The following is a 19,426-nucleotide window of genomic DNA, read 5'->3' as shown; positions in this document are numbered from 1 at the left end:
TGGCGGCGCGGTGCGCATGAAAATGGCGGCGCGCCTCGGTATGCTGGACCGCATGGATCATTCAGTTCGCTTTCCCTGCCTGGTTGTCGCGGCGGCGTTGCTGGCCGGCTGCGGCACCATGCGCAGTTCGGTGGTGATCGAGCCCGCCGCGGGCAGCTACCCGTCGCCTGCCGCCGCGCTGTCCTCCCGCGTGGCGCGCACGCCGATTCCGGGTGGCAGCTACGTGGTGGCAAAAGGGGACACGCTCTATTCCATCGCCTTCCGCAACGGCGTGGATTTTCGCGACCTCGCCCAGTGGAATGCCATCGCGGCGCCCTACACGATCTGGCCGGGGCAGCGCTTGACGTTGTCGCCGTCGGCGGCGACGAAACCGGCCGTGGCGCGCACACCGGGCACGGCCGCCGGTTCCCCTCGGGCGCCGGGCACGTCGGCCGCGGCTCCGGTGTTCGAACCGGTCACCGAGGCCGTGCCAGCCACGGCGGCGACGGCCGCAGCGCGGCCCGCCATTCCTTCCGCTACACCGGTGGCGCATGCGCCGGCGGCGGTGGATGCCGTGCCGGTGGCCGGCGTTTCCGTCACGCCGCCGGCGAAAGTACCACCCGTGGCCAAGCCCGTGGTCGCCGGCCCGGCGCGTGATGTCGGTGGGGTGAGCTGGCGCTGGCCCGTCGAAGGCGGGTCGGTGGTCGGGCGCTTCAACGGCAGCGATGCCATTCCCGGCATCGAGATCGCGGGCAATTCGGGTGACCCGGTGCGGGCTGCCGCCGATGGCGTGGTGGTCTACAGCGGCAACGGCCTGGTCGGCTATGGCGAATTGGTCATCATCAAGCACAACGACAGTTTCCTGTCGGCCTACGGGCACAATCGCAGGCGCCTGGTGAAGGAAGGCCAGCGGGTGACGGCCGGGCAGCAGATCGCCGAGATGGGTTCCACCGGCGCGACCCGCAACGAGCTCGAGTTCCAGATCCGCAAGAATGGCAATCCGGTGGACCCGCTCAGCTACCTGCCGCCACGCTGATCGCGGCGGCGCGGAACGTTCCCGATCAGGCGGGAGGCAGGATGAAGCCGGCCACGACCTGGCGATCCTCGCCGGCCAGCAGGTTGTAGGTACGGGCGGCGGCCGCGTTGTCCATCACCTCGATGCCGATGCCCTTGCGCAGGAAGCCGGCCGTGAACGCCGCGGCCGGAAACACCTGACGCTCGCCGGTGCCCACGATCACCACCTCGGGCTTCAATGCCAGCAGCGCCGGGACGTCGTCGACGCCCAGGCTGCTCGCGGCCGCGACCGGCCATGCTTCGGTGATGCCGGCAGGGGTGAGCAGGAAGCTGTGTTCGACGACCCGGTCGAGCAGGGTGACGCTGCGTGCGTCGACCCGGCGGACCAGCAGATAGCCATCGGATTGTTCCAGCGACAGGTCCATCAGCGCGGCAGGGCGATGCCCGGTTCGTCGACGTTGCGGCGGAACAGCACCACGACGTGGCCGATCTGGTGGATCGTCTCCGCGCCGGTGCCACCGGCAAGCACGTCGATCTGCACCTGCCGCTCCTGCTTGTCGCCGCCGGAGAGCTTCACCTTGACCAGTTCGTGGATGTCCAGAGCCTGTCCCAGCTCCTTCACGACGGCTTCGGTGGCGCCCTTGTTGCCCAGCAGAACGACGGGTTTCAGGTCGTGGGCGAGGCCGCGCAGGTAGCGGATCTGCGAGGGGGTAAGCGGCATGGGGCAGGCCAGGTTCACGGTCAGGAGACTGCGCAGGGTATCATGCAACGGCCCCTTCCCGATCAGATCTTCCCTTAGACATGGCCCGCAGCAAGAGCAGCGCAGTCTGGCTGCGTGAACATTTCAACGACGAATACGTCAAGAAGGCGCAGGCCGAAGGGCTGCGTTCGCGCGCCGTCTACAAGCTGGAGGAGCTGATCGAGCGCGACAAGCTGCTGAAGCCGGGCATCAACGTGGTCGACCTCGGCGCGGCACCGGGCAGCTGGTCGCAGCTGGTGCGCAACCGGCTGGGCGACAGCGGCAAGGTGTTCGCGCTGGACATCCTGCCGATGCAGAGCATCGCCGGGGTGGATTTCCTGCAGGGCGACTTCCGCGAGGAATCGGTGCTGCGCCAGCTGGAGGCCCGCCTGGAGGGGTGCCGGCTGGATCTTGTACTGTGCGATATAGCCCCCAACATGAGTGGAGTGGCGCTGGCCGACCAGATTCGCGCGATGGCACTGGCGGAGTTGGCGCTGGATTTCAGCAGGCAGTGGCTCAAGCCGGGCGGCTCGTTCCTGATCAAGTTGTTCCAGGGAGTCGGTTTTGACGATTATCTGCGTTGCTTGCGCACGGACTTCAGTCGCGTAACGATGCGTAAACCCAAGGCCTCGCGCGCGCGTTCGCGCGAGGTGTATGCACTGGCGACCGGGCGCAAACCCGCCGCGGTGCCACTGGCGAGTACTGTTCATGAATGAAACGGCGAAAAACGTGTTGCTCTGGGTGATCATCGCGGTGGTCTTGTTCACCGTGTTTGAAAGCTTCAACCCCCGCAGCAGCCGTTCATCCGACCTGGCCTACAGCGCGTTCGTGCAGAACGTGAGCAGCGGCAACGTCTCCAGCGCCACGATCAGCGCCGACCAGCCCGCCACGATCAGCGGCAAGCTGAAGGATGGCAGTGCCTTCCGCACTGTCGCGCCGATGCTGGGCTTCTCCACCAATGCAGTGGTCAAGCAGATGCAGGACCAGGGCGTGGAAGTGCGCCAGGACCCCTCCGAGGGCTTCTCGCTGATCGGCCTGCTGATCAGCTGGCTGCCGGTGCTGCTGATCGTCGGTGTGTTCATCTGGTTCATGCGCCAGATGCAGTCCGGCGGCGGTGGGCGCGGCGCGATGAGCTTCGGCCGTTCGCGCGCGAAGCTGCAGGGCGAGGACCAGGTCAAGGTCAACTTCGGCGACGTCGCCGGCTGTGACGAGGCGAAGGAGGAGGTCGGCGAGCTGGTCGAGTTCCTGCGCGACCCCGGCCGGTTCCAGAAACTCGGCGGCAAGATCCCCCGCGGCGTGCTGATGGTGGGCCCGCCCGGCACCGGCAAGACCTTGCTGGCCAAGGCGATCGCCGGCGAGGCCAAGGTGCCGTTCTTCTCGATCTCCGGTTCCGACTTCGTGGAGATGTTCGTCGGCGTGGGCGCCAGTCGCGTGCGCGACATGTTCGAGCAGGCCAAGAAGCACGCGCCGTGCATCATCTTCATCGACGAGATCGACGCGGTCGGCCGGCATCGTGGTGCCGGCCTGGGCGGCGGTCATGACGAGCGCGAGCAGACCCTGAACCAGTTGCTGGTCGAGATGGATGGCTTCGAGGGCACCGAGGGCGTCATCGTGATCGCCGCCACCAACCGCCCCGACGTGCTCGATCCGGCCTTGCTGCGGCCGGGCCGCTTCGATCGCCAGGTGGTGGTCGGACTGCCGGACGTGCGTGGGCGCGAGCAGATCCTCAAGGTACACATGCGCAAGGTGCCGATCGCCAGCGACGTCAACGCGATGACGATCGCCCGCGGCACGCCGGGCTTCTCCGGCGCGGACCTGGCCAACCTGGTGAACGAGGCGGCATTGTTCGCCGCGCGCGAGAACGCGCGCGAAGTGCGCATGAGCCATCTCGACAAGGCACGCGACAAGATCCTGATGGGCAGCGAGCGGCGCTCGATGGCGATGAGCGAAGACGAGAAGAAGCTCACCGCCTACCACGAGGCAGGCCATGCCATCGTGGGTCGCCTGGTGCCGGAACATGACCCGGTCTACAAGGTCACCATCATCCCGCGCGGGCGCGCGCTGGGTGTGACCATGTACCTGCCCGAGGGCGACAAGTACAGCATCAACCGGGTGGCGATCGAATCGCAGTTGTGCTCGTTGTATGGCGGGCGCGTGGCTGAAGAGTTGATTTTCGGCAATGACAAGGTCACCACCGGCGCTTCCAACGACATCGAGCGCGCCACCAAGATGGCCCGCAACATGGCGACCAAGTGGGGCCTGTCCGACGAACTCGGCCCGATTACCTACGGAGAGGACGAGGACGAGGTCTTCCTGGGCCGCTCGGTGACCCAGCACAAGAGCATCTCCAACGAGACGGCAAGCAAGATCGACGAAGTCGTGCGTGGCATCCTCGATCGCGCATATGCGCGCAGCAAGGAGCTGCTCACGGCGAACCTCGACAAGCTGCACACCATGGCTGAGCTGCTGTTGCAGTACGAGACCATCGACGCCCACCAGATCGACGACATCATGGCCGGGCGCCAGCCCGGCCCGCCGGCGGACTGGAGCAAGAACGCCCCGGGTGGCTCGACGCCGCCGCCACCGCCGCCGAAAAGCGACGCGGGAGCGCCGGTGGGCAAGGTTGGTGATCCGGCCGCGCAGAATCGCGCGTCGCTGGGCGAGTGATGCGATCCCGCGGGCACGGTGCGAACGCCTGCCTGCGGTCTCCTGCAATCACCGCCTTGACTGGCGGTGTCCCCGAGTCGGAGATGAAGAAATTTTGCGAAAAGGGTTGACGCATGCGCGCGGAGTCTGAATAATTCCGCCTCTTGCTTCGGCGCTTCGATGCACCGGCATCGAAGCACGGCATGACAAGTTTTTCAGTGCGCCCGTAGCTCAGTTGGATAGAGTACCTGGCTACGAACTAGGTGGTCGGGAGTTCGAATCTCTCCGGGCGCACCATTTTTATTCGGTGGAGCGGGGTGCTTGCACCCCGTTTCGTTTTCATCGCGACGAGAGCTTCGCGGCGACGGAAACGACAGTTTCATGTGGATGGTGCGGCTTGTACGGATTGACTGGGCCAAGCGTCACCCGTAACATTTCAAGGCTTCGATGGTGCTTGTGTCGAGGGCTCGAAACCGGGGTATAGCTCAGTCTGGTAGAGCGTTGCGTTTGGGACGCAAAAGTCGGGGGTTCGAATCCCTCTACCCCGACCAGCAACATGTTCTACTGGTGATGACTGCGCTTGTAGCTCAACCGGATAGAGCATCGGCCTTCTAAGCCGAGGGTTGCAGGTTCGAATCCTGTCGGGCGCACCAGTATCAAACGATGGTGGATGTAGCTCAGCTGGTTAGAGTCCCGGATTGTGATTCCGGTTGTCGTGGGTTCGAATCCCATCATCCACCCCAGTTCCACCCCGGTTTTCCGGGTTGACCCAGTCTCTGGGCCGTTAGCTCAGTTGGTAGAGCAGTTGACTCTTAATCAATTGGTCGAAGGTTCGAATCCTTCACGGCCCACCACTAACGACAGGCGCTCGGCAAAACCGGGCGCCTGTCTGCTTTTGGGCGGTTGCGGTCGTCAACGGGGCTGCTTGTGCTGCAAGGCCGCGCAACCGTAAAATGATCCGCTTTCGTACCAGGGAATCCGCGACTCGGGCAAGCCTGCCGCAGGGTTCCCGTGGCGGTGTTCGGCAACGACTGGTGGTCGTCCGGGCCGTCCGGCACGCACGGTCCATGGCGGCAGCATCGCGAAAGTGGCGGAATTGGTAGACGCACTGGATTTAGGTTCCAGCGGGTAACCCCCGTGGGGGTTCGAGTCCCCCCTTTCGCACCATGGTCGGTCGTTTTTGCAGGCGGGGAATCCCGCCATGGCGCCTGTGACAGGGTCACAACACTTAAGAGTAGTACCAGGAGACGTCATGCAGGTTTCGGTTGAGAATGTCGGTTCGCTGGAGCGCAAGCTCACGGTGAAGTTTCCCGCGGAGCGGTTCGAGACGCAGGTCAGCGCGCGGATCGCGGAGATGGGGCGCACCGTTCGCCTGAAGGGATTCCGGCCAGGCAAGGTACCGGTGACGGTGATCAAGCAGCGCTTCGGGGAGCAGGTGCGGGGCGAAGTGCTTTCCGACCTGATCGGCAGCACGCTGCGCGAGGCGGTGGAGCAGGAGAAGCTGCAGCCGATCGCGAATCCGGCGATCAACACCACCGGCCGTCCCGAGAACGGGGAGATCGCGTACACGGCGACCTTCGAGATCATGCCCGAGTTTCCCGAAGTCGACGTCTCCGCGCTGGAAGTGCATCGCGCCGCGGCCGAGGTCACCGACGCCGATATCGACCGCATGCTGGAAACCCTGCGCCTGCAGCGGCGCAGTTTCGAGGAGGTCGAGCGTGCCTCGGCCGCCGGCGATTTCATGATGTTCGAGTATGCCGCCACGGCCGACGACTACCGTTTCCCGGCCGAAGGCCAGGAGCGCGCCGGCAGCGTGCTGGGTTCGGGCACCCTGTTCGCGGCGCTGGACGAGGCCCTGACCGGGCACGTGGCCGGCGACCAGTTCGAGGCGGCGATCGAGTTCCCGGCGGATTTTCGCAACGAGCAACTGGCCGGCAAGAGCGCCAAGGTGAGTTTCCACGTCATCAAGGTGCAGGAGCCGAAGCTGCCGGAGGTCGACGGGGAGTTCGCCAAGCTGTTCGGCATCGAGGATGGCAGCCTGGAGACCTTCCGCAAGGAGGTTCGCGCCAACCTGGAACGCGAACTCAAGGCCGCGCTGATGGCGCGCCTGAAGTCGGAAGTGGCCAGCAAGCTGGCCGATGCGCACGGCGATCTGGACGTGCCCAAGATGATGGTGCAGACGGAGGCACGCACCCTGGCGGCGGGCAACATGCCCGAAGGCCAGCCGCCGCCGCAGCAGCTGATCGACGCCGCCTTGCCGATTGCCCGCAAGCGGGTGATCGCCGGCCTGCTGATGGGCGAGATCGCGCGCAAGCAGGCGCTCAAGATCGACCGCAAGCGGGTCGCCGAGCAGCTGGCCGCGATTGCCTCGACCTACGAAGAGCCCGAGAAGGTCATTGAACTCTACAACGGCGACCCCCAGTTGATGTCGGGGCTGCAGAATCGCGTGATGGAAGATCAGGTGGCAGAGTGGGTTGCCGAGCACGCCAGGACCACTGTGCAGGAAATGAGCTTCGATGACGTGATGCGCCCAGCCAACGCCTGACGACTGCCAGGCCCGTCCACTCCCAAGCCGCGAGCATGACCATGGATCCCATCAAGAATCTCAACCTGGTACCGATGGTCGTCGAGCAGACGGCTCGCGGCGAGCGCTCCTACGACATCTACTCGCGTCTGTTGAAGGAGCGGGTGATTTTCCTGGTGGGCGAGGTCAACGACCAGGTGGCCAACCTGATCGTGGCGCAGATGCTGTTCCTGGAGTCGGAGAACCCGGACAAGGACATCAACTTCTACATCAACAGCCCCGGCGGAGCGGTTACTGCCGGGCTGGCGATCTACGACACGATGCAGTTCATCAAGCCGGCGGTGAGCACCATGTGCATCGGCCAAGCCTGCAGCATGGGCTCGTTCCTGCTGATGGCGGGCGCCAAGGGCAAGCGTTTCGCCTTGCCGAACTCCCGCATCATGATCCACCAGCCGTCCGGCGGCGCCCAGGGTCAGGCTACCGACATCGAGATCCAGGCGCGCGAGATCCTGTATATCCGCGAGCGGTTGAACAACCTCTACGTGGAGCATACCGGCCAGCCGCTGCAGAAGATCGAGGCGGACATGGAACGCGACCGCTTCATGAACGCGCAGGATGCCAAGACCTACGGCCTGATCGACGAAGTGCTCGACAAGCGCGCCGTGGATTCCGTGAAATCCGCCTGATTCGACGACTTTACCCGGTGTCCCGTCATGGGCTCTGCGTCTGCAGGCAGACGCGGAGGCCTGTGGTATTCTCGCGGCGCACACGGATTTACCAGCAGGATCGAGAGTTATGAGTGACGACCGGCAGGGGCGTTCCAGCGACAGCGGCAAGATTCTCTATTGCTCGTTCTGTGGCAAGAGCCAGCATGAAGTACGCAAGCTGATCGCGGGCCCGTCCGTGTTCATCTGCGACGAGTGCGTGGAGCTGTGCAACGACATCATCCGTGAGGAGCTGGAAGAGAAGGCCGCCGCCGGTCATACCCAGCTGCCCAAGCCGCGCGAGATCCGCGAATCGCTGGATCAGTACGTGGTGGGGCAGGCGCGCGCCAAGAAGGCGCTGGCGGTCGCCGTGTACAACCACTACAAGCGGATGGAGTCGCGCCAGAAGAGCGACGACATCGAGCTGGGCAAATCCAACATCCTGCTGATCGGCCCGACCGGCTCGGGCAAGACGCTGCTGGCCGAAACGCTGGCGCGCCTGCTCAACGTGCCGTTCACGATCGCCGACGCAACCACGCTGACCGAAGCGGGCTACGTGGGCGAGGATGTCGAGAACATCATCCAGAAGCTGCTGCAGAAGTGCGACTACGACGTCGAGAAGGCGCAGTCGGGCATCGTCTACATCGACGAGATCGACAAGATCTCGCGCAAGAGCGAGAACCCGTCGATCACCCGCGACGTCTCCGGCGAAGGCGTGCAGCAGGCGCTGCTGAAGCTGATCGAGGGCACCCTGGCCTCGGTGCCGCCGCAGGGCGGGCGCAAGCATCCGCAGCAGGAGTTCCTGCAGGTCGACACCAAGAACATCCTGTTCATCTGCGGCGGCGCGTTCGCCGGCCTGGAAAAGGTCATCCAGCAGCGCTCCGAGAGCACCGGTATCGGCTTCGGTGCCGAGGTGCGCAGCAAGGAGCGCACGCAGAACCTGGGCAAGGTGCTGGCCGACGTGGAGCCGGCCGACCTGGTGCGCTTCGGCCTGATCCCCGAGTTCGTCGGGCGCCTGCCGGTCGTCGCCACCCTGGACGAGCTGGACCAGGCCGCGCTGGTGAAGATCCTCACCGAACCGAAGAACGCCGTCACCAAGCAGTTCAAGAAGCTGTTCGAGATGGAGGACGTCGAGCTGGAGTTCCGTCCCGAGGCGCTGGAGGCGATCGCGCAGAAGGCGCTCAAGCGCAAGACCGGCGCCCGCGGCCTGCGCACGATCCTGGAGCAGGTGCTGCTGGACACGATGTACGAGTTGCCGTCGCTGGAGCACGTCAGCAAGGTCGTTGTCGACGATGCGGTGATCGAGGGGCAGGCCGAGCCCTATCTGATCTACCGCGGCAACCTGCAGCAACGCGTGGCGGGCGACGGCGGCGACGCCGCGGCCTGATCGACTCCGCTGTGCCCGTTGCGCGGCCCCGGTGGTTTCACCGGGGCCGCGTCGTTTTGCGGCCATCGCAAGCCTTGCGCTGGCACGGGATCGCCTCCACTTGACGTGCTGAAGGGCCCGGTGCAGTGTCGGGACGAAACCCCATTTGAATTCGAGGAATCGCTTTTCCATGGCCAAGCAAGCCCCCGCCCCCGTCGCGCTGGACACCCTGCCGGTACTGCCCCTGCGCGACGTGGTGGTCTATCCGCACATGGTGATCCCGCTGTTCGTCGGCCGCGACAAGTCGATGCGGGCGCTGGAGCGCGCGATGGAAGGCGAACGGCAGATCCTGCTGGTGGCGCAGACCAGCCCGGACATCGACGACCCCGAGGTGGCCGACCTGCATCAGGTCGGCACGCTGGCCGGCGTGCTGCAGCTGCTGAAACTTCCGGACGGCACGGTCAAGGTGCTGGTGGAAGGGCAGTCGCGCGTCGCGATCGAGGATTTCAAGGAAGTCGACGGCATGCTGACTGCGCGTTCGCGCGTCATCGAGCCGGCGTACAACGCGAAGGAACGCGAGCTCGACGTCGTTTCTCGCACGCTGATCTCGCTGTTCGAGCAACTGGTCAAGCAGAGCCGCAAGCTGCCGCCGGAAGTGCTGGCCAGCCTGTCCGGCATCGACGACCCCTCACGCGTGGCCGATTCCATCGCCGCGCATCTTTCCGTGCGCATGGCCGACAAGCAGAAGGTGCTGGAGACGGCCGACGTGGGCAAGCGGCTGGAACTGCTGATCGGGCTGGTCGATGGCGAGATGGACCTGCAGCAGGTCGAAAAGCGCATCCGCGGCCGGGTCAAGTCGCAGATGGAAAAGAGTCAGCGCGAGTACTACCTCAACGAACAGATGAAGGCGATCCAGAAGGAGCTGGGCGACGGCGAGGACGGTCCCAACGAGGTCGAGGAACTGCAGAAGAAGATCGAAGCTGCCGGCATGCCCAAGCCGGTGCTGGCCAAGGCACGGCAGGAATTCGGCAAGCTGCGCCAGATGTCGCCGATGTCGGCCGAGGCCACCGTCGTGCGCAACTACCTGGACTGGCTGGTCGGCGTGCCGTGGAAGAAGCGCAGCAAGGTGCGCAAGGACCTGCAGATGGCGCAGGAAGTGCTCGACGCGGATCATTTCGGCCTGGAGAAGGTGAAGGAGCGCATCCTCGAATATCTCGCCGTGCAGCAGCGCGTGTCGGTGATGAAGGGGCCGATCCTGTGCCTGGTCGGCCCGCCCGGCGTGGGCAAGACCTCGCTGGGCCAGTCGATTGCCAAGGCGACCAACCGCAAGTTCGTTCGCATGAGCCTGGGTGGCGTGCGCGACGAGGCCGAGATTCGCGGCCACCGACGCACCTATATCGGCTCCATGCCCGGGCGCATCGTGCAGAACATCAACAAGGCCGGCGCACGGAATCCGCTGTTCGTGCTGGACGAGATCGACAAGATGTCGATGGACTTCCGCGGCGATCCCTCGTCGGCGCTGCTGGAGGTGCTCGATCCGGAGCAGAACCACGCATTCAACGACCACTATCTGGAGGTCGACCTGGATCTGTCCGAGGTGATGTGGATTGCCACCGCCAATTCGCTGAACATCCCCGGCCCGCTGCTCGACCGCATGGAGGTCATCCGCATCCCGGGTTACACCGAAGACGAGAAGCTCGGCATTGCGCGCAAGTATCTGTTGCCGAAACAGCTCAAGGCGAACGGCCTCAAGCCGGAGGAACTCGACGTCGCCGAAGAGGCGTTGCGCGACATCGTGCGCTACTACACGCGCGAATCCGGGGTGCGCAATCTGGAGCGCGAGATTTCCAAGATCTGCCGCAAGGTGGTCAAGGAGTTGACTCTCGGCCAGGTGAAGAAGGCCAAGGCCAAGACCGGGACGCCGCGGGTGAAAGCGGCTGCAGGCAAGTCGAAGGTCGCGGCAGGCCGCGTCAAGGTGGACGCGGCGAACCTGGGCGACTACCTCGGCGTGCGTCGTTTCGACTTCGGCCGCAAGGAGCAGCAGAACGAAGTGGGCCTGGTCACTGGCTTGGCGTGGACCCAGGTCGGCGGCGAGTTGCTCAGCATCGAGGGCTCGGTGGTGCCGGGCAAGGGGCGTCTTGTGCACACCGGCCAGTTGGGCGACGTGATGAAGGAGTCGATCCAGGCTGCGCTTTCGGTGGTGCGCGCGCGCGCCGACCGGCTTGGCATCGATCCGGAGTTCCACCAGAAGCTCGATGTGCACATCCATGTTCCCGAGGGTGCCACCCCCAAGGACGGTCCCAGCGCCGGCATCGCCATGTGCACCGCGCTGGTGTCGGTGCTGACCAAGGTGCCGGTGCGTTCGGAAGTGGCCATGACCGGCGAGATCACCCTGCGTGGTCGCGTGCTGCCCATCGGCGGTCTCAAGGAAAAGCTGCTGGCGGCGCATCGCGGCGGCATCACCACGGTAATCATTCCCGAGGACAACAAGAAGGATCTGGTGGACATGCCGGCGAACATCACCGAATCGCTGGAGATCCACCCGGTGCGCTGGATCGATGAGGTGCTCGACATCGCACTGGAGCATCCGGTGCAGCCCAAGCCGGCGAGCGAGACGCCGCCGGCAGCCGTCGCCGGGGAGTCGGCGGAAGGACACTCGCTGACGCATTGATCGCGCGATGGCGGGCGCGCGGGCCGGAGGCGCCCGCGCGATAGGCTCGTGATGCAGCCGTGTCGACGTTGATCGGCGAAGTTCGGGGCTGTGTCGGGAGCCGGCTTGCGCATGCGCTTTTTGACCATGCCGAACCGGCGGAAACGTTGCTGTGCCTTGTGTTGCGGATAGCGGCGGGGCACTGGTATAAAGGCGATGCCGCAGCCCCCGCGCTTGCTGACGACGAGGCGATGCGGAGTTGCGCCACGGCTCTGGCACCAGCCAACCATCCATGCCCGCGTCATCCGTCCCGCGACGGATCGCGCGGGCGAAATCCGAACGAGGGAGTTTTCAATGAACAAAACCGATCTGATCAATGCCATTGCCGAGAAGGCCGAGCTGACCAAGGCAGACGCTGGTCGTGCGCTGGAGGCCTACCTGGAAGCCATCCAGAAGTCGTTGAAGAAGGGTGAGGATGTCTCGGTGGTGGGCTTTGGCACGTTCACCGTGCGCAAGCGTGCCGCGCGCACCGGGCGCAACCCGCGGACCAACGAAACGATCAAGATCAAGGCGTCGAAAGTGCCCGCGTTCAAGGCTGGCAAGACCCTGAAGGATGCCCTAAACTAAGCGGCTTGCGCTTGGTTTCGGGGTGCTTAGCTCAGCGGTAGAGCGTCGCCCTTACAAGGCGGTGGTCGTAGGTTCGATCCCTACAGCACCCACCAGATTGTGCGGAGTGGTAGTTCAGTTGGTTAGAATGCTGGCCTGTCACGCCGGAGGTCGCGGGTTCGAGTCCCGTCCACTCCGCCACGTTTAGCAAGGGCGCCCGTGGGGCGCCTTTGTCGTTTGAGACCTGCGTGTTCCGGCGATGCCATGGCGCCCCGGCATGCAGCGATGAGGCATCCGGTGCCTCGTGTGGATCATGCGCTTCGCGCGCTTCCAAATCACGTTGCGGGAAGATTTCTATGCTGCAGGCAATGCGTAACAAGATGCACGGATGGCCGTCCATCATCGTTCTCGGCCTCGCCGTGCTGGCGATGTCGCTGTTTGGCATGGAGAGCTATTTCACCTCGCAGAACGACACATTCGTGGCCAAGGTGGGCAAGCAGGAAATCAGCCAGAACGCATTCCAGAACCGCATGAACCAGTTGCGGCAGCAAGTCAGCGAGCAGCAGGGCGAGCAGTTCGACCCGACCGTGTTCGAGAAGACGGAAACCAAGCTGCGTGTGCTGGACGCGATGATCGACGAGCAGCTCTTGCTGCAGGCCAATGCCGACTGGGGCATGCGCGTCTCCGATCAGGCGCTGCGCGACGCCATCGCGGGTATCCCGGCGTTCCAGGTCAACGGCAAGTTCGACCCGACCAGCTACCGGGCTTACCTCACCAGCAGCGGCAAGACTTCGGCCATGTTCGAGGACGAGATCCGCTCCTCGCTGGCCACGCAACTGCTGCCGCAGGCAATCAGCGACAGCGCCATCATCAGCCACGAGCGCGTCGACAACTATCTCGGCCTGGCCACTCAGCGGCGCGACTTGCGTTACTTCGTGCTGCAGAAGCCGGAGCCCGCCGAGAAAGAGGTGACCGACGCGCAAATCGAATCCTGGTACAAGGCGCACCAGGCCGACTACATGAATCCCGAACGGGTTTCGGTGAAGTACGTCGAGGTGGACAGCGCCAAGCTCAAGCCGAAAGCGGCCCCCAGCGACGAGGAACTCAAGGCGCGCTACGAAGAGGAAAAGCAGCGCTTCGTGCAGCCCGAGCAGCGGCTGGTTTCGCACATCCTCGTCAACGTGCCCCCCAACGCCACGCCCGAACAGCAGAAGGCTGCGCTGGCCACCGCGGACAAGATCGCGGCCGAAGCCACGCCGGCGAATTTTGCCCAGCTGGCCGAAAAGGATTCACAGGATCTGGGTTCGCGGCGCCAGGGCGGCGACCTCGGCTGGCTCGAGAAGGGCGTGACCAACGCCGCCTTCGATTCGGCGATGTTTGCGCTGCAGAAGGGGCAGATCTCCAAGCCGGTGCTGTCCTCCGACGGCTACCACATCATCTGGCTGCGCGACGTGCGCAGTGGCGAGTCCAAGCCGTTTGCCGAAGTGCGCGACCAGTTGCTGCAGGAGGCGACCACCGCCGAGCGCGATCGCGAGTACAACGAACTGGCCGGCAAGATGGCGGACCAGACCTACTCGAACCCGGGCTCGCTCGAGCCCGCGGCCGCCGCGCTTGATCTGCCGATCCAGACCCTGCCGCTGTTCTCGCGCACCGACGGCAAGGGCCTGGCGGCCAACCCAAAGGTGGTCGCCGCCGCATTCAGCGACGACGTGCTGGTCCAGGGCAACAATTCGAGTCTGATCGATCTGGGCAACAACCACTCCATCGTGATCCACATCGACAAGCACGTGCCGGCTGCGGTCAAGCCGTTGGCCGAGGTTCGCGCCAAGGTGCAGCAGAGCATCCTGGAGGAGCGCATCACGGCGGCGGCCCGCAAGCAGGCCGATGACGTGCTGGCGCGCCTGCGCAAGGGCGAGGACATGGAAGCGGTGGCCAAGTCGCTCGGCGCCAAGATCGTCAGCGTGGCCGAAGCCGTGCGCGGCCAGTCGCTGCAGGTGCCGGCGCCGGTGCTGAAGGAGGCCTACCTGTTGCCACATCCGTCGGCGCCCGACAAGCCCAGCTTCGCCGAAGTGAACATGGGTGATGGTGGCTTCGCGCTGGTGGCCGTGGACAAGGTGCAGCCCGGCGATCTCTCCAGGATCACGCCGGAAGAGCGCGACATGCTGCATCGCCAGATGGCCCAGGCTTATGCCGGCGAGGCGACGCGCGAGCTGCTCCAGACGCTGCGCGCCAAGACCAAGATCAAGATCAACAAGAACCTGCTGTAGCCGGGTTCGCTCGGCTGGCGCCGGTGCGCATGGCTCGTGCCGTGCGCATCGGTAAAGGCGGATCTCGAGAGCACGATGTCGCCATGGATCAGGTCAGTGGCGTGGCGGCGCAAACCTTCAGTCGATGTCGCCCAGCTTCAGCACCTGGCCGGGCTGGATCGCCTGGCCTTGGGCCAGGTTGTTCAGTTGCTGCAGGTGCGCGACGCTGGTCGAATACTGGCGCGCAATCTGCCACAGGCTTTCACCGGGGCTGACCACGTGCGTGTCAGGACCGCGGGACGATTCGTCGTCTGCTGCGGTGGTGGTGGAGGCCGCGGCGGCATCGAGCATGGCGAGCTCGAACCGACCGGCGTGACCGGCCGGCAGCATGAGATGCGAAACCGTTCGCCCATCCAGCTTGTTGCCGCGGAATGCCGCATTGAGATGACGCAGGGCCGATTCCGGCATGCCGGCCATTTCGGCGGCGCGCGCCACCGTGACGGGATGCGTCACCGGTGCCTGCACCAGGTGCTCGGACTCCGGCAGGCTGGGCAGGCTGACCTGGAAGCGCGACGGCTCGCGTATCACGCATGCGATCGCCAGCAACTGGGTCAGGTGCTCGCGAGTGACGCGGCGTACCGGCAGGCCGGGGATCGCCGGCTTGTCCGCCGGCATGCCGTGGCGGCTGATCAACCCGCGTATCTTGAACTCGCCGGCGTTGTACGCATAGTCGGCCACGCGCCAGTCGTGGAAGCGGTCGTGGTATTGCCGCAGCAACTTCATCACGGCGTGCGCTGCGGCCGGTATGTCCAGCCGGCCGTCGTAATGGCGATCCACGCGCAGGCCCATCGAGCGGGCGGTCACCGGCATGATCTGCCACATGCCGGCAGCATGGTGCCTGCGTCCCTGCACCGGGCGGTAACGGCTCTCCACCCACGGCAGCAGTGCGAACTCGCCGGGCACGTCGTATTGCTGGGCGACCTGCTGGACATAGGCCAAGCGCGGCATCGCCTCGCGCAAGGTGTCCTCGAACCGCGCCGGGCTGCGCGTATAGCGCCCGGCCCACGCCAGCACCGCGGGGTCGGCATTGCAATCCGGCATGACAAAACTGCTGCGCAGTCGATCCCACAGGTCGGCCGCCGGTACAGGTGCCGCAGTCGCGACACTGGCGGCAACCGCCGGTGGCGTGCTGGCGGGGGCGACGACGGCGACAGGTGCGCGTGCCGGTTGCGAAGGCATGTTGCTGCAGGCGGCCAGCGCTGTCGACAGCGCCAGCGGCAGCAGCAGGTGTCGGGGCGTCCGGTTCATGCGCGAAAGACGTCCTTGGCCGCCCTCAGTGCGGCGAAGCGGGACACGCGGTTGCCGTCGACGCCGCGTGCAGCGCACCAGTCGATCACGGCGTCGGCGTCGACCCGGAGGAATGGATTGGTTGCCAGCTCCGTGGCCAGCGTGACGGGCAGGCTGGCCTGGCCGTCGGCACGCAATTGCGCCACTTCGCGCCGCCGTTCCCGCAGCGCGGAGTTGCCCGGCTCAACCGTATCGGCGAAGAGGCCGTTGCCATGGGTGTACTCGTGCCCGGCGCAAACCTGGGTCGAACCGGGCAGCGCCGCCAGACGGTCCAGCGAGGCGAGCATCTGGGCCGGCGTGCCCTCGAACAGGCGCCCGCAGCCGAGACTGAACAAGGTGTCGCCACACAGCAGCAGGCCGGCGCCGACGTAGCCGACGTGGGTGAGGGTGTGTCCCGGAATCGACAGCACCTCGAAAACCAGGTCGGGCGCAGAGAACTCCACGGTGTCGCCATCGCCGACGGCGTGCGTCAGGCCTTCGATGCGCGAATCACGCGGTCCGTATACCGGCACGTCATGGCGTTGCCGCAGTGCAGCCGCCCCGCCGATGTGGTCGTTGTGATGATGCGTCAGCAACACGCCACGCAGGCGCCACCGGTGTTGCGCCAAGGCCTGCTCGACGACCGCCGCATCGCCCGGATCGACGACCACGGCCTGGCCTTCATGGTCATGAAGCAGCCAGATGTAGTTGTCGGTGAGGGCCGGTAGAGGGAGAAGGTGCAAGGCGGTTCCGGATGGTCGGGCGACACCGACGGCGCGTCGATGCCGGTGCGTCACCGGCAGACGCGGCCGCCCGGCCGCATGGGAGCGCCCGACTATAAAGGGGCATCGGCAGCTTCTCGTTAGCATGGTGTTAAGAGGTGGGTCGGTCATTCAGATCCGTGCGCCAGGTCAGGCGACTGCGATCGGTTGCCGCTGCAGCTAAACTGGAGGTTCGCGCCAGCCCCCGGACCCCCGCTGCATGCACCCACAGGACGACATCTACGCCAGTGCACCGCTGCGCCGGTTGCGCGATGCCCAGGCGCGGGTGTTGGCGCCGGAGTTGCAGCGTTGTTTCGGCACGCACGCGTTGTTGCTCGGCGTCGCCGCGGACGAGGCGCCGCCGGCGCTGCCGATGCTGGGGAGTTGGGTTCGTCTTTATCTCGACGGCGGTCGCTATGGCGGCGATCTGCGTGCCGCCGTGGATCAGCCGCTGCCGTTCGTGGCCGACGCGTTCGATCTGGTCCTGCTGCGTCACGCCCTGGAGGTATCGCCGGTGTCATCGGCGCTGCTGGAAGACGTGCTGCGCGTGCTGGCGCCGGGCGGGGTGCTGGCGTTGACCGGTGTGCATCCGGTCAGCGGGTGGTCGCCGTGGTTGCGCTGGCATGCGCGGGGCCGCACGCTCAAGCTGCAGCTTCCGCTGCAGCTGGAACGCGTGCTGCGCCATGCAGGCATGGAGATCGAGCTGGCCCGCCGCGTGGGACGCGGTTGGCCGGGGCTGCCGGCGACTTCGACGACAATGGACAGCGTGCTGGGTGGCGGCTATGTGTTGCTCGCGCGCAAGCAGCGGCGACTGGCCACACCGCTGCGCATCAAGCCCGTGAAACTGCCGGTGCCGGCAGCGGGCAGGTTGTCGCCGGGGACACGGCCCAACCCGGCCCTGCAGGCAACAAGGGATACCTGAACACCCATGAGTGAAGTGGAAGCATTTACCGACGGCGCCTGCCTCGGCAATCCCGGACCGGGCGGCTGGGCCGCCTTGCTGCGGGCCCCTGGCGGCGAGCGGATGCTGGCCGGCCGGGAGCCCGCCACCACCAACAACCGCATGGAGCTGATGGCGGCGATCGGCGCGCTGGAGGCGCTCAAGCGCCCCTGCGTGGTCACGCTCACTACCGATTCGCGCTACGTCATGCAGGGCATCGAGCAGTGGTTGCCGAAGTGGCGCGCCAACGGCTGGCGCACGGCCGACCGCAAGCCGGTCAAGAACCAGGATCTGTGGCAGCGCCTGTCCGATGCGGTGGGTACGCACCAGGTTCGCTGGCAGTGGGTGCGCGGCCACAACGGCCACGCGGAAAACGAGCGTGTCGACCGCGCCGCGCGCGAGCAGGCCGAGTCGATCAGGAGCGGGGCATGAGGCAGATCGTCCTGGATACCGAAACGACCGGCCTGGAAGTACGCCAGGGCCATCGCCTGGTGGAAATCGCCTGCGTCGAGATGGTCGAACGCAGGCTCACCGGTCGCTACTACCAGACGTATCTGAACCCCGATCGTGCGATCGACGAAGGCGCCCGCCAGGTCACCGGTATCGAGGACGAGTTCCTGCTCGACAAGCCGCGCTTTGCCGATGTCGCCGACGAGTTCCTCGCCTTCATCGCCGGCGCCGAACTGATCATCCACAACGCGGCGTTCGATGTGGGCTTTCTCGACGCCGAACTGGCGCGCCTCGGTGCCGCCAGCGGCTGCATCGCCGATCGGTGCAGCGTGCTGGACACGCTGGCGATGGCGCGCGAGCGCTATCCCGGCCAGCGCAACAGCCTGGATGCCTTGTGCAAGCGGCTGGGCGTGGACAACTCGCGTCGCGACCTGCACGGCGGCCTGATCGACGCGCAGCTGCTGGCCGACGTCTATTTGGCCATGACCTCGGGTCAGGTCGGGCTGGATCTGGAGTTCGATGCAGCGACCCCGCAACACGCGGTGGTACTGCCGCCGGCAACCCTGCAGGTGCGTCCACGTGTACTGTGCGCCTCGGCAAGCGAGTTGCTTGAGCATGAGCGACGGCTCGATGCGCTGGACAAGAGCGCGGGCGGACAGAGCGTGTGGCGCCGGTTGGGTTGAGCCGCGCGGCGCGATGTTTCAGCTGCAGCGCACGAGGACGACGGTGATGTTGTCGTCGCCACCGCCGTCGAGCGCGTCCAACAGCAATTGGTCGGCGCATTCCTGCGCGGCGAGGTCGTTGCGCGCGACAGTACGGGCGATCGCTGCATCGTCGACGCACTCGGTCAAGCCGTCGCTGCACAGCAGGAAGCTCATGCCGGGTTCCAGCGTGCCGCGGGCCATGCCGATGCGCAGTTGCTCGGTGGCGGTGACGCCGAGTGCCTGGGTGAGCAGGTTGCGCTGCGGGTGCTGCGCCGCCTGGGCCGGGTCGAGCTGGCCGGCTTCCACCAGTGCCTGGACCAGCGAATGGTCGTGGCTGACGCGGCGCAGGGTGTGTTGCCACAGGTAGATGCGGCTGTCTCCGACCCAGGCCACTTCATACGCGTCGCCGACGATCCGCAGTGCTGCGATCGTGGTGCCCATCGGCAACAGGTCGAAGCTGGGCCGGGCGTGCGCCAGCAATCGCTCGCCCGCACCATTGACGGCCTCGATCAGGCCCGACCCGGCGCCGACCAGCTCGACCATCGCATCGCGCACCAGTGCCGACGCCACCTCGCCATGCTGGTGGCCGCCCATGCCGTCGGCGACCAGGAACAGGCCGAGCGAGACATCGGCGTGGTAGGTGTCCTCGTTGCGCGTGCGGCGCAGGCCGACATGGGTTCCGTGTCCGAGCTCGATCATGGGGCTAGTGTCAGGGCAAGCTGTGCAGCATGCCGCAAGCCACGGTTGTTGTCACGGTTCCCTTGCTCGCGT

General features: G+C 65.8%; 17 protein-coding genes and 8 tRNA genes. 20 read left to right on the top strand and 5 right to left on the bottom strand.

Annotated elements, in window-relative coordinates; all coding sequences use genetic code 11:
• The first annotated feature begins 40 nt into the window (after positions 1-40).
• On the top strand, positions 41-1,015 hold the full coding sequence (locus tag ACFCQI_RS17865; protein ID WP_395121402.1) for a peptidoglycan DD-metalloendopeptidase family protein: 975 nt from the start codon (positions 41-43) through the stop codon (positions 1,013-1,015).
• A 25-nt stretch (positions 1,016-1,040) separates the two neighbouring features.
• On the opposite strand, the gene ACFCQI_RS17860 is transcribed toward ACFCQI_RS17865, so the two are convergent.
• Both ACFCQI_RS17860 and yhbY read right to left on the bottom strand, forming a co-directional pair.
• On the bottom strand, positions 1,041-1,418 hold the full coding sequence (locus ACFCQI_RS17860; RefSeq protein WP_395118873.1) for an Mth938-like domain-containing protein: 378 nt from the start codon (positions 1,416-1,418) through the stop codon (positions 1,041-1,043).
• Positions 1,418-1,714: a ribosome assembly RNA-binding protein YhbY gene (gene yhbY / locus ACFCQI_RS17855; protein ID WP_395121401.1), complete on the bottom strand. Its 297-nt coding sequence runs from the start codon at positions 1,712-1,714 to the stop codon at positions 1,418-1,420. The genes ACFCQI_RS17860 and yhbY overlap by 1 nt, the downstream gene beginning before the upstream one ends.
• An 80-nt stretch (positions 1,715-1,794) precedes the next feature.
• On the opposite strand from yhbY, the gene rlmE reads away from it, so the two are divergent.
• From rlmE to ACFCQI_RS17775, 16 genes are all read left to right on the top strand, one after another.
• Positions 1,795-2,448 (top strand): 23S rRNA (uridine(2552)-2'-O)-methyltransferase RlmE, encoded by a 654-nt coding sequence (gene rlmE / locus ACFCQI_RS17850; RefSeq protein ID WP_395118871.1) that lies wholly within the window; start codon positions 1,795-1,797, stop codon positions 2,446-2,448.
• Positions 2,441-4,399 (top strand): ATP-dependent zinc metalloprotease FtsH, encoded by a 1,959-nt coding sequence (gene ftsH, locus ACFCQI_RS17845; protein WP_395118869.1) that lies wholly within the window; start codon positions 2,441-2,443, stop codon positions 4,397-4,399. The genes rlmE and ftsH overlap by 8 nt, the downstream gene beginning before the upstream one ends.
• 199 nt (positions 4,400-4,598) lie before the next feature.
• Positions 4,599-4,675, top strand: a tRNA-Arg gene (locus ACFCQI_RS17840).
• A gap of 177 nt (positions 4,676-4,852) precedes the next feature.
• A tRNA-Pro gene (locus ACFCQI_RS17835) sits at positions 4,853-4,929 on the top strand.
• Positions 4,930-4,954: 25 nt separating this feature from the next.
• Positions 4,955-5,031: transfer RNA gene (locus ACFCQI_RS17830), tRNA-Arg, on the top strand.
• A gap of 13 nt (positions 5,032-5,044) precedes the next feature.
• Positions 5,045-5,121, top strand: a tRNA-His gene (locus tag ACFCQI_RS17825).
• A 35-nt stretch (positions 5,122-5,156) separates the two neighbouring features.
• Positions 5,157-5,232: transfer RNA gene (locus tag ACFCQI_RS17820), tRNA-Lys, on the top strand.
• Between the two features lie 227 nt (positions 5,233-5,459).
• Positions 5,460-5,545: transfer RNA gene (locus ACFCQI_RS17815), tRNA-Leu, on the top strand.
• 85 nt (positions 5,546-5,630) lie between these two features.
• Positions 5,631-6,923: a trigger factor gene (gene tig, locus ACFCQI_RS17810; RefSeq protein WP_395121400.1), complete on the top strand. Its 1,293-nt coding sequence runs from the start codon at positions 5,631-5,633 to the stop codon at positions 6,921-6,923.
• A gap of 35 nt (positions 6,924-6,958) precedes the next feature.
• Positions 6,959-7,588, top strand: coding sequence for an ATP-dependent Clp endopeptidase proteolytic subunit ClpP (clpP, locus tag ACFCQI_RS17805; RefSeq protein WP_395118867.1), 630 nt, complete (start codon positions 6,959-6,961; stop codon positions 7,586-7,588).
• Between the two features lie 109 nt (positions 7,589-7,697).
• A complete protein-coding gene (gene clpX, locus ACFCQI_RS17800; RefSeq protein ID WP_136258996.1) occupies positions 7,698-8,993 on the top strand; it encodes an ATP-dependent Clp protease ATP-binding subunit ClpX in 1,296 nt (431 codons plus the stop codon).
• Positions 8,994-9,162: 169 nt separating this feature from the next.
• Complete coding sequence (lon, locus tag ACFCQI_RS17795; RefSeq protein ID WP_395118865.1) at positions 9,163-11,643, top strand: endopeptidase La; 2,481 nt, start codon at positions 9,163-9,165, stop codon at positions 11,641-11,643.
• 333 nt (positions 11,644-11,976) lie between these two features.
• The gene (locus ACFCQI_RS17790; protein ID WP_136258998.1) at positions 11,977-12,249 is read left to right on the top strand and encodes an HU family DNA-binding protein; all 273 of its coding nucleotides are present in this window, start codon (positions 11,977-11,979) and stop codon (positions 12,247-12,249) included.
• A gap of 20 nt (positions 12,250-12,269) precedes the next feature.
• Positions 12,270-12,344, top strand: a tRNA-Val gene (locus ACFCQI_RS17785).
• A gap of 8 nt (positions 12,345-12,352) precedes the next feature.
• Positions 12,353-12,429, top strand: a tRNA-Asp gene (locus tag ACFCQI_RS17780).
• A 155-nt stretch (positions 12,430-12,584) separates the two neighbouring features.
• Positions 12,585-14,495 (top strand): SurA N-terminal domain-containing protein, encoded by a 1,911-nt coding sequence (locus ACFCQI_RS17775; protein WP_395118863.1) that lies wholly within the window; start codon positions 12,585-12,587, stop codon positions 14,493-14,495.
• A gap of 117 nt (positions 14,496-14,612) precedes the next feature.
• On the opposite strand, the gene ACFCQI_RS17770 is transcribed toward ACFCQI_RS17775, so the two are convergent.
• Both ACFCQI_RS17770 and gloB read right to left on the bottom strand, forming a co-directional pair.
• Positions 14,613-15,782, bottom strand: a complete 1,170-nt coding sequence (locus ACFCQI_RS17770; RefSeq protein WP_395118861.1) for a transglycosylase SLT domain-containing protein — start codon at positions 15,780-15,782, stop codon at positions 14,613-14,615.
• Positions 15,779-16,543: a hydroxyacylglutathione hydrolase gene (gene gloB, locus ACFCQI_RS17765; protein ID WP_395121399.1), complete on the bottom strand. Its 765-nt coding sequence runs from the start codon at positions 16,541-16,543 to the stop codon at positions 15,779-15,781. Before gloB ends, ACFCQI_RS17770 begins: the two co-directional genes overlap by 4 nt.
• 238 nt (positions 16,544-16,781) lie before the next feature.
• Between gloB and ACFCQI_RS17760 the strand changes: the two genes are divergently transcribed.
• The 3 genes from ACFCQI_RS17760 to dnaQ are packed head-to-tail and all read left to right on the top strand — an operon-like array spanning position 16,782 to position 18,634.
• A complete protein-coding gene (locus ACFCQI_RS17760; protein WP_395118859.1) occupies positions 16,782-17,483 on the top strand; it encodes a class I SAM-dependent methyltransferase in 702 nt (233 codons plus the stop codon).
• A gap of 6 nt (positions 17,484-17,489) precedes the next feature.
• A complete protein-coding gene (rnhA, locus tag ACFCQI_RS17755) occupies positions 17,490-17,933 on the top strand; it encodes a ribonuclease HI (RefSeq protein ID WP_395118857.1) in 444 nt (147 codons plus the stop codon).
• Positions 17,930-18,634, top strand: a complete 705-nt coding sequence (gene dnaQ, locus ACFCQI_RS17750) for a DNA polymerase III subunit epsilon (protein WP_395118855.1) — start codon at positions 17,930-17,932, stop codon at positions 18,632-18,634. The genes rnhA and dnaQ overlap by 4 nt, the downstream gene beginning before the upstream one ends.
• Before the next feature lie 18 nt (positions 18,635-18,652).
• Here the strand turns inward: dnaQ and ACFCQI_RS17745 are convergent, their stop codons facing one another.
• Positions 18,653-19,354 carry a PP2C family protein-serine/threonine phosphatase gene (locus ACFCQI_RS17745; protein ID WP_395118853.1) on the bottom strand — a complete coding sequence of 234 codons (702 nt, stop codon included), beginning with the start codon at positions 19,352-19,354 and terminating at the stop codon, positions 18,653-18,655.
• Positions 19,355-19,426: the final 72 nt, after the last annotated feature.

The organism is Rhodanobacter sp. FW102-FHT14D06 (genome assembly GCF_043950705.1).
Classification (GTDB): domain Bacteria; phylum Pseudomonadota; class Gammaproteobacteria; order Xanthomonadales; family Rhodanobacteraceae; genus Rhodanobacter.
Note: the sequence above shows the minus strand (reverse complement) of the source record. Positions and strands in the feature narration are given on the sequence as shown.